The sequence below is a fragment of the Mesorhizobium sp. M7A.F.Ca.US.007.01.2.1 genome (genome assembly GCF_003998165.1).
GTDB lineage: Bacteria > Pseudomonadota > Alphaproteobacteria > Rhizobiales > Rhizobiaceae > Mesorhizobium > Mesorhizobium ciceri.
In genome coordinates this window covers 1-9,009 of sequence record NZ_RZQP01000239.1, presented here as the reverse complement: position 1 = coordinate 9,009, position 9,009 = coordinate 1, and the positions used below count along the sequence as shown (strand labels likewise).

The following is a 9,009-nucleotide window of genomic DNA, read 5'->3' as shown; positions in this document are numbered from 1 at the left end:
GCCTTTGCCAAGGTGGTGACCTCGGCCATCGGCACGGTGACCGATCTCTCGCACGGCCGCACCGCCATCCGCATTGCCGGGCCGAAGGCCGAATGGGTGCTGGCGAAATTCTTCGCCATCGACTTTTCGCTGCCGGCCTTTCCCAATGGCGCCGGCCGCTCGACCGCTCATCACGACGTCTTCGCCCAGATCCAGCGCACCGGCGCCGACCAGTTCGACATCTATGTCTTCCGCTCGTTTGCACGCTCGTTCTGGAAGGCGCTCTGCCACGCCAGCGAGGAAGTCGGCTACGAGGTGCAATAGGCGGCGCCGAAAGGTCGCATCGCTCCTGCTTCTGGCATCAACGCCAGCCGTTTCTGCCGCTAGAGACTCAGGCCGCAGGCGCCCATGGTGCGAAAATGCGGCCGCCCAACCGGCCCAGGGATATGAAATCCCTTCTTCAAGAGTCGGCACATTCGTTTGGTTCGAACATCTCCATGACCGCAGAACTATCCGCCGGCGCCACGGATCGCGCCGATGTGCCGGCCAGAGCCTTGCTCCTGCTGCCGCTGACGGTCGCCTGCGGCGTGTTCATGACCAGCCTCGACCAGAATGTCGTGGTGACCGCGCTGCCGGGCATCAGCGAAAGCCTCGGCCGTCCGCCCAGCCAGCTCGGCCTGCTGATCACCGTCTATGTCGCCAGCCTGATCATCTCGATGCCGCTTGGCGGCTGGGCCGCCGACCGCTTCGGCCTGCGCAACGTCTACTGCTTTGCCTTGCTGGTGTTCGCCGCCTCGTCGGCGCTTTGCGGGCTGTCCGACAACATCTGGACGCTGGTTGGTGCGCGTGCGTTGCAAGGCTTCGGCGGCGCCTTGATGGGCACACTAGGCCAGGTCGTCATCCTGTCGACTTTTCCGCGCAGCCGAACGCTCAAGATCAACATGTACATCTCGCTGGCCGGCCAGTCCGGACCGTTGGTCGGTCCGCTCGTCGGCGGTGCGCTGACCACCTACATTTCCTGGCGCTGGATCTTCTTCATCAACGTGCCGTTCGCGCTGGCGGCGGCAATTCTTGCCGCCTCGCTGTTTCCGACGATGACCAAGCCCGTGCGCACGCCGTTCGATTTTCCGGGCTTCCTGCTGGTCGGCAGCGGCATGGTCCTGCTGGTCTTCGGCATGGATTCGCTTGCCGCCAAGGACGCCGCGGGCGGCATCATCGCCGGCGAACTGGCGCTGGCGCTCGTCATCCTGACCATCGCCTCGTTCTACTGCCTGCGCGTGCGCAATCCGCTGCTCGATCTCAAGCTGTTGCGCATCCGTACCTTCCGCATTTCGTTCCTCACCGGCGGCGGGCTGGACACGATCGGCCTTAGCTCGGTCGTCTTCCTGCTGCCGCTGATGTTCCAGCTCGGCTTCGGCATGAGCGCGGTGCAGGCGGGATCGCTGACCTTCGTAGCCGCGGTCGGCTCGGTGGCCATGCGGTTCTTCATGCCGCGTGTCCTCAACCGTTTCGGCTTTCGCCGCGTGCTGGTCTACAACACGCCCATCGTCGCCGCCCTGGTTGCCGGCTTCGCGCTGATGCAGGCGACGACGCCGGTGTGGATCGTGCTCACTTACATCTTCGTCTTCGGCGTCTTCCGCTCCGCGCAATGGGCCTCGACCGGCAACCTCGCCTATTCCGACATCGCGCCCGAGCAGCTCGCCCGTTTCAGCGCGCTCTATTACATATTATGGCAGCTGGCGGTGGCGATCAGCGTCGGCCTGGCCGCCGCGGCATTGTCGTTTCTGGCGGGCGGCGGCCCCGCCGTCGCCGACGATTTCCGCATCCTGTTCGTGATCGAGGGCATCATCACGCTCTGCGCGCTGCTCGCCTATCTCAAGCTGACACCCCAGGACGGCGCCCATGTCAGCGGCCACGGCGCACAGATGAACACGGAATGAGGCCGGCTGGCTTATTCGCTGAACGTCACCCACTCTTGCAGCGGCACGCGGTCGGTGCGGAAGGCGTTTTCAGGTTTTGACGTATCTTCATAACCAAGCGCCATGCCGCAGACGACGATCTCCTCGTCCGGAATGTCGAGCACCGGCCTGATCTGCCGGTGATAGGGCGCGAACGCCGCCTGCGGACAGGTGTGCAGACCCCTGCCTCTAGCTGCGACCATGATGTTCTGCAGGAACATGCCGTAATCGATCCATGAACCCTGGTTGAGGCGGCGATCGATGGTGAAGATCATGCCGACCGGCGCGTCGAAGAAGACGAAGTTGCGGTCGTGCTGGGCGCGCATCTTGTCGACCTCGCGGCGACCGATGCCGAGCGCGCCATAGAGGCCGAAACCGTTGGCGCGGCGTCGCGTCAGATACGGCTCGAAGAACTGCGTGGGATAATACCGGTACTCGTCCCAATCGGCTTTTTCGGCGCGAATGCCGGAATTGAGAATGGCGTCCGATATGCGCTGCTTGCTCTCGCCCTTGGTGACATAGACCTTCCATGGCTGCATGTTGGTGCCGGATGGGGCGCGCGCCGCAACCGCCAGAATGGCGCGGATGGTGTCGTCTTCGACCATGTCGGGCAGGAATGCGCGCACCGAACGGCGCGACAGGATCGCCTCGTCGACAATCTCGGCGTCGCCCTCGATTCGGGGGTTATTTTCCAGCATGGGCCGTCCCTTACCCTTTGTCTCGATCGGACGTCCCCACTCGCCGCTCTCGGCGGAGCCTTTGCATGAACCGTCAAAATCGCGCAAGCAAATCTTGTGCATCCGTGAAAATCTGCTTGATTTTTTCATGAGCTTGATTTCTCATGAAATTTGTCGGTGATTTTTCATAAAGAGAGCGTTTTGCCTTCGACTACCGCAAGAACATTGCAGGGACCTGACGAACGCGTGCTGGCCGGCGACATCAGGGCCCTGCGCAAGGCGCGCGGGCTGACGCTCGCCGAGATCGGCCTGAAGCTAGGCCGTTCGGTCGGCTGGGTCAGCCAGGTCGAGCGTGGCCTGTCGACGCCGTCGCTCGGTGACCTCAGAGCCTTCGCCGAACTGTTCGGCGTGCCGATCAGCCTGTTCTTCAGCCATGACGTACCTGTCGAAAGCGAGCGCGGCGTGGTCGTGCGCGCCGGCAGGCGCCGCACGCTTGGCACAAGCGAATCCGGCCTGGTGGAGGAGCTTCTGTCGCCCGATCTCGGCGGTAGCTTCGAGATGGTGCGTTCGGTCTTCGCGCCGGGCGCGGAACTGAAGGCCGAGGCGCAGCGGCCGACCGAGGAAGCCGGATACGTCGCGTCCGGACTGTTCGACATCGAGATCGGAGGTGTCTGGCATCGGCTTGGCGAGGGCGACTCCTTTCGCTTCGAAGGCAAGCCCTACCGCTGGCGCAATCCGGGTGCCGAGCCGGCAATTGTCATCTGGGTGGTTTCACCACCCGTCTATTGAGTTCAAGTTTGGAGAAGAACATGGCGGGTTTGCCGAGCACGGCGCGCGTGGTGATCATCGGAGGCGGCGCCGTCGGCACCTCCGCGCTCTATCATCTCGCCAAGGCGGGCTGGACCGACTGCGTGCTGCTCGAGAAGAACGAGCTGACCTCCGGCTCGACCTGGCATGCCGCCGGCAACGTGCCGACCTTCTCCTCGTCCTGGTCGCTGATGAACATGCAGCGCTATTCGACCGAGCTTTATCGCGGGCTGGCCGACGCGGTCGACTACCCCATGAACTATCACGTCACCGGCTCGCTTCGCCTTGCCCACTCGCTCGAGCGCATGCAGGAATTCCAGCGCGCCAAGGGCATGGGCCTCTACCAGGGTATGGACATAGACATTGTCGGTGTCGACGAGATCCAGCGTCGCTATCCCTTCATCGAGACGCATGAGCTGAAAGGCGCGCTCTACGACCCGAGCGACGGCGACATCGATCCGGCGCAACTCACCCAGGCGCTGGCCAAGGGTGCGCGCGACATGGGCGCGAAGATCATCCGCTTCTGCCCGGTCACAGGCGTGCGCCGCGAGAACGACGACTGGGTGGTCGAGACGGCACAGGGTGAGATCCGCTGCGAGATCGTCGTCAATGCCGCCGGCTACCGCGCCGCCGAAGTCGGCCGGATGTTCGGCCGCGACGTGCCGATGATGGTGATGAGCCATCAGTACATTCTGTTCGAGGAGATCCCCGAACTCGCGGCATGGTCGAAGGAACAAGGCAAGAAGCTGCCGCTGCTGCGCGACGTCGACACCTCCTACTATCTGCGCCAGGAGAAGAACGGCATGAATCTCGGCCCCTATGAGCGCAATTGCCGCGCGCATTGGGCCAGCCACAATGACCCGATGCCGGAGGACTTTTCCTTCCAGCTGTTCCCCGATGATCTCGACCGGCTGGAACATTATCTGGCCGACGCCGTCGCCCGCGTGCCGATCCTTGGCACGGCCGGCCTGTCCAAGGTGATCAACGGGCCGATCCCCTATACGCCGGACGGCAATCCGCTGATCGGCCCGATGCCCGGCGTTCCCAATGCCTTCGAGGCCTGCGTCTTCACCTTCGGCATTGCCCAGGGTGGCGGCGCCGGCAAGGTGCTGGCCGAATGGGTGACCGAGGGCCGGACCGAATGGGACATGTGGTCGTGCGACCCGCGCCGCTTCACTTCCTATGCCGCGGCGCCGGACTATTGCGTCGCCAAGGGCATGGAGATCTACGGCAACGAATACGCCATCCAGTTCCCGCGCCATGCCTGGCCGGAGGGCCGCGACCGCAAGCTGTCGCCGATCCACGATCGCATCAAGGCGCTCGGAGGCCGCTTCGACGCCTATAATGGCTGGGAGCGTGCCACCTGGTACGCGCAGGACGGCGATGACATCTCCGAGGAAGCCACGCTGACCTTTCGCCGCGACGGGCCATGGCAGCATCGTGTGCGCGAAGAATGCCTGGCCGTGCGTGACGCTACCGGCATTTTGGACCTGCCTGGGTTCTCGCGCTTCAATCTCGATGGTCCAGGTGCCGCCGAATGGCTGAGCCTGCAGGTCACCGGACTGGTGCCGAAGCCAGGCCGCATCGGTCTCGTCTATTTCGCCGACGACAAGGGCCGCATCGTCACCGAAATGTCCGTCGTGCGTCACGACGAGAACCTGATGACGCTGATCACCGCGGCGGTCGCGCAGTGGCATGATTTCGAATGGCTGAAGTCGCGCATGCCCAAGGACGCACCGTTCAAGCTGATCGACCGGACCGAAGAATTCTCGACCCAGATCCTGGCCGGCCCGAACTCGCGAAAAATCCTCGCCGATGTCTGCGAAGCCGACCTCACTCTGCCATGGCTGACGCATCAGGAGACGAAGATCGCCGGCCGCTGGGCCAAACTGGTGCGCGTCTCCTTCGCCGGCGAACTCGGCTGGGAAATCCACACCAGGATCGACGACACCGCCGCCATCTTCGATGCCGTCTGCGCCGCAGGCCAGCAGCACGGGCTGAAGCCTTTCGGCATGTACGCGCTGGATTCGCTCCGGCTTGAGAAAGGCTACCGCACCTGGAAGGGCGACCTGTCGACCGACTATTCGATCCTGCAGGGCGGGCTCGAACGCTTCGTCAAATGGGACAAGCCCGACTTCCGTGGCAAGGCGGCACTGCTGAACGAAAAGCAGCAAGGCGTGAAGAAGCGCTTCGTCACGCTGGTGGTGGAAAACCCCGGCGATTGCGACGCTCCGCCAGTTTCTACACTCTGGCATGACGGCAAGATCGTCGGCGAGACGACGTCCGGCGGCTGGGGCCATCGCATCGACAAGTCGATCGCGCTCGGCATGCTGCGCGCCGACCTGGCCAAACCAGGTACATCAGTCGAGGTCGAAATCTTCGGTGACCGCTTTCAGGCAATCGTGCAGAAGGATGAACCGCTGTGGGATCCGAAGAACGAAAGGCTGCGCGCATGAAGAAAATCATCCTCACCGATGGCGGCATGGGCCAGGAACTGGTCCGCCGCAGCCAATCCGAGCCGACGCCGCTATGGTCGGCCAGGGTGCTGATCGACGAACCGGATCTGGTGCGCGACCTGCACGCGGAATTCATCCGTGCCGGCGCACGTGTCATCACCATCAACACCTATTCTGCGACACCCGAACGCCTGGCGCGCGAAGGTGCGGAAGACCTATTCAAGCCATTGCAGAAGCGCGGCATCGAATTGGCCAGGCAGGCCCGCGACGAGGCCGGCGATGCAGCCATCGCCGGTTGCCTGTCGCCGCTTTTCGGCAGCTATGCACCGGCACTGACCATTTCCTTCGAGGAGACGCTCGAGATTTACCGCCGCATCGTTGCCGAGCAGGCCGATGGCGTCGACCTGTTCCTGTGTGAAACCATGGCGTCGGCGGACGAAGCCCGCGCAGCGGTGACCGCTGCATCGGAAAGCGGCAAGCCGGTATGGGTATCGTGGACGCTGGCTGACCACGGCAAGCCGCGGCTGCGCAGCGGCGAAGCCATTGCCACCGCGGCAAGCGCGCTCGACGGCCTGGCAGTCGCAGCGCGGCTGGTCAATTGCTGCCGGCCGGAAGCAATCGCCGCGGCTTTGCCTGAACTGATCGGCCTCGGCGGCCCGGTCGGCGCATATGCCAATGGCTTCACGTCAACCGAAGCACTTAAGCACGGCGGCACCGTCGATGTGCTGCACGCTCGTCACGACCTTGGCCCGGATGCCTATGCAGACCAGGCGATCGGCTGGGTGGAGGCTGGCGCAAGCATCGTTGGCGGCTGCTGCGAAGTCGGACCACCGCACATCGCCGCCCTGCGCGACCGGCTCGAACAGGCCGGCTACGAAATTTCGGGAGTTTTGCATGCCTAGACCATCATCGCGCATTTCCGGCATCGTGCCTTCGGGCAAGGACGGCTGGGAAGTCCATTTCGCCGCCTGGACGCGCAAGGAGGCCGGCGAAGACATCATCATGCTGTCGGTTGGCGACCATGATTTCGACACGCCTTCGCAGACCATTGAAGCCTGTGTGACCGCGGTTCGCGGCAGCAATCATCACTACACCCCGCTTCCCGGCTTGCCGCGCCTGCGCAAGGCGATGGCCGCAGCCTCGAGCGCCTGCACCGGCGTCGAGACATCGCCGGATCAGGTGATCGCCACGCCGGGCGGCCAGGCCGCACTCTACGCGGCCGTGCAGGGCGTGCTCGACCAGGGCGATCACGCCATCGTCGTGGCACCCTATTATGCCACCTATCCCAACACGTTCAGCGCCGCTGGCGCTGATTTCACCGTCGTCGAGACACCGGCCGAGGATGGCTTCCAGCCGCGAGCCGACATGATCCGCGCGGCAATCCGGCCGAACACGCGCGCCATCCTGATCAACACGCCGAACAATCCGACCGGTGCGGTCTATTCGCGCGAGCGGCTGGAACAGTTGGCAGAAGTCTGCCGGGAGCACGACCTCTGGCTGCTGTCGGACGAAGTCTACTGGACGCTCGGCGGCGGCGAGCACGTCTCGCCGCGCTCGCTGCCAGGAATGGCCGAGCGCACGCTGGTCATCAATTCGATGTCCAAGAGCCACGGCATGACCGGTTGGCGCATGGGCTGGCTGACGGGACCGGAGCAGATGATCACGCTCATGATCAATCTCAATCTGGTGACGACCTACGGCCTGCCGGCCTTCATCTCGATCGCTTGTTCCGAGGCGCTGGAGAACCGTTACGGCGTCAAGGAGATCGCCGAACGCTACGCGGCACGCCGCACCGTCTTGCTCGACGCCGTGCGGGGCATGAACGATGTCACCGTGCGCGGTTCGGAGGGCGGCATGTATGTCATGCTCGACATCTCGGCCGTCGAGCCGGACGACGAGAAATTCGCCTGGGCCCTGCTCGACAAGGAAAAGGTTGGCGTGATGCCCGGCTCCAGCTTCGGCGAGGCGGCCGCCGGCCACATTCGCATCAGCCTCTGCCAGCCCGAACCCGTGCTGCAGGAAGCTGCACTTCGTCTGCGCCGCTTTGCTTCCAGCTACCGTTGCGAGGCAGCATGATCGCCAAGGCAGTTCCCGCCAAAGCAAGAGCGGTCATCATCGGCGGCGGCGTTTCCGGCTGCTCGGTCGCCTATCACCTGGCCAAGCTCGGCTGGACCGATATCGTGCTTCTCGAACGCAAGCAGCTGACGTCGGGCACGACATGGCATGCCGCCGGCCTGATCGGCCAGCTGCGCGGTTCGCAGAACATGACGCGGCTGGCGAAATATTCCGCCGACCTCTACGTCAAGCTGGAAGCAGAGACCGAAGTCGGCACCGGCATGCGCCAGGTCGGTTCGATCACCGTGGCGCTGACCGAGGAGCGCAAGCACGAGATCTACAGGCAAGCGTCGCTGGCGCGTGCCTTCGATGTCGACGTGCGCGAGATTTCGCCCAGGGAAGTCAGCGAGATGTACCCGCATCTCAATGTTTCCGATGTCGTCGGCGCCGTGCATCTGCCGCTCGACGGCCAGTGCGACCCCGCCAACATCGCCATGGCACTGGCCAAGGGCGCGCGCCAGCGCGGTGCGACCATCGTCGAGAACGTCAAGGTCACCAAGGTCCACAGCAAGGCCGGCCGCGTCACGGGCGTGTCCTGGACACAAGGCGAAGAGCAAGGCACGATCGAGGCCGACATCGTCGTCAACTGCGCCGGCATGTGGGCGCGCGAACTGGGAGCGCAGAACGGCGTCACCATCCCGCTGCACGCCTGCGAGCATTTTTACCTCGTCACCGAGCCGATCCCCGGCCTCACCCGCCTGCCGGTGCTGCGTGTGCCCGACGAGTGTGCCTACTACAAGGAGGACGCCGGCAAGATGATGCTGGGCGCTTTCGAGCCGGTGGCAAAGCCCTGGGGCATGGACGGCATCCGTGAAGATTTCTGCTTCGACCAACTGCCGGAGGATATGGAGCATTTCGAGCCGATCCTCGAAATGGGCGTCAACCGCATGCCGATGCTGGCGACCGCCGGCATCCACACCTTCTTCAATGGTCCCGAGAGTTTTACGCCCGACGACCGCTACTATCTCGGCGAGGCGCCGGAACTGTCCGGCTACTGGATGGCGACCGGCTACAATT

8 protein-coding genes are annotated in these 9,009 nt (G+C 64.0%); 7 read left to right on the top strand and 1 reads right to left on the bottom strand.

Annotated features, from left to right (window positions below):
* Both EN949_RS29130 and EN949_RS29125 read left to right on the top strand, forming a co-directional pair.
* On the top strand, positions 1-303 hold a 303-nt coding region (locus EN949_RS29130), incomplete at its 5' end, for a sarcosine oxidase subunit gamma family protein (RefSeq protein ID WP_281039796.1).
* A gap of 173 nt (positions 304-476) precedes the next feature.
* Positions 477-1,919: an MFS transporter gene (locus EN949_RS29125; protein WP_013531139.1), complete on the top strand. Its 1,443-nt coding sequence runs from the start codon at positions 477-479 to the stop codon at positions 1,917-1,919.
* A gap of 11 nt (positions 1,920-1,930) precedes the next feature.
* Here EN949_RS29125 and EN949_RS29120 read toward each other — a convergent pair whose 3' ends face one another.
* Positions 1,931-2,635 carry a nitroreductase gene (locus EN949_RS29120; protein WP_063170259.1) on the bottom strand — a complete coding sequence of 235 codons (705 nt, stop codon included), beginning with the start codon at positions 2,633-2,635 and terminating at the stop codon, positions 1,931-1,933.
* 225 nt (positions 2,636-2,860) lie between these two features.
* Between EN949_RS29120 and EN949_RS29115 the strand changes: the two genes are divergently transcribed.
* The 5 genes from EN949_RS29115 to EN949_RS29095 form a co-directional block, all read left to right on the top strand.
* Positions 2,861-3,403: an XRE family transcriptional regulator gene (locus EN949_RS29115; protein WP_032807957.1), complete on the top strand. Its 543-nt coding sequence runs from the start codon at positions 2,861-2,863 to the stop codon at positions 3,401-3,403.
* A gap of 20 nt (positions 3,404-3,423) precedes the next feature.
* A complete protein-coding gene (locus tag EN949_RS29110; protein WP_127371861.1) occupies positions 3,424-5,877 on the top strand; it encodes an FAD-dependent oxidoreductase in 2,454 nt (817 codons plus the stop codon).
* On the top strand, positions 5,874-6,779 hold the full coding sequence (locus EN949_RS29105; protein WP_013531135.1) for a homocysteine S-methyltransferase family protein: 906 nt from the start codon (positions 5,874-5,876) through the stop codon (positions 6,777-6,779). The genes EN949_RS29110 and EN949_RS29105 overlap by 4 nt, the downstream gene beginning before the upstream one ends.
* Entirely contained in the window at positions 6,772-7,953 is a 1,182-nt protein-coding gene (locus EN949_RS29100) for a pyridoxal phosphate-dependent aminotransferase (RefSeq protein ID WP_013531134.1), read from the top strand. The genes EN949_RS29105 and EN949_RS29100 overlap by 8 nt, the downstream gene beginning before the upstream one ends.
* Positions 7,950-9,009 (top strand): FAD-binding oxidoreductase (locus EN949_RS29095; RefSeq protein ID WP_164782572.1); only part of this gene is annotated, 1,060 nt, incomplete at its 3' end. The genes EN949_RS29100 and EN949_RS29095, both read left to right, overlap by 4 nt.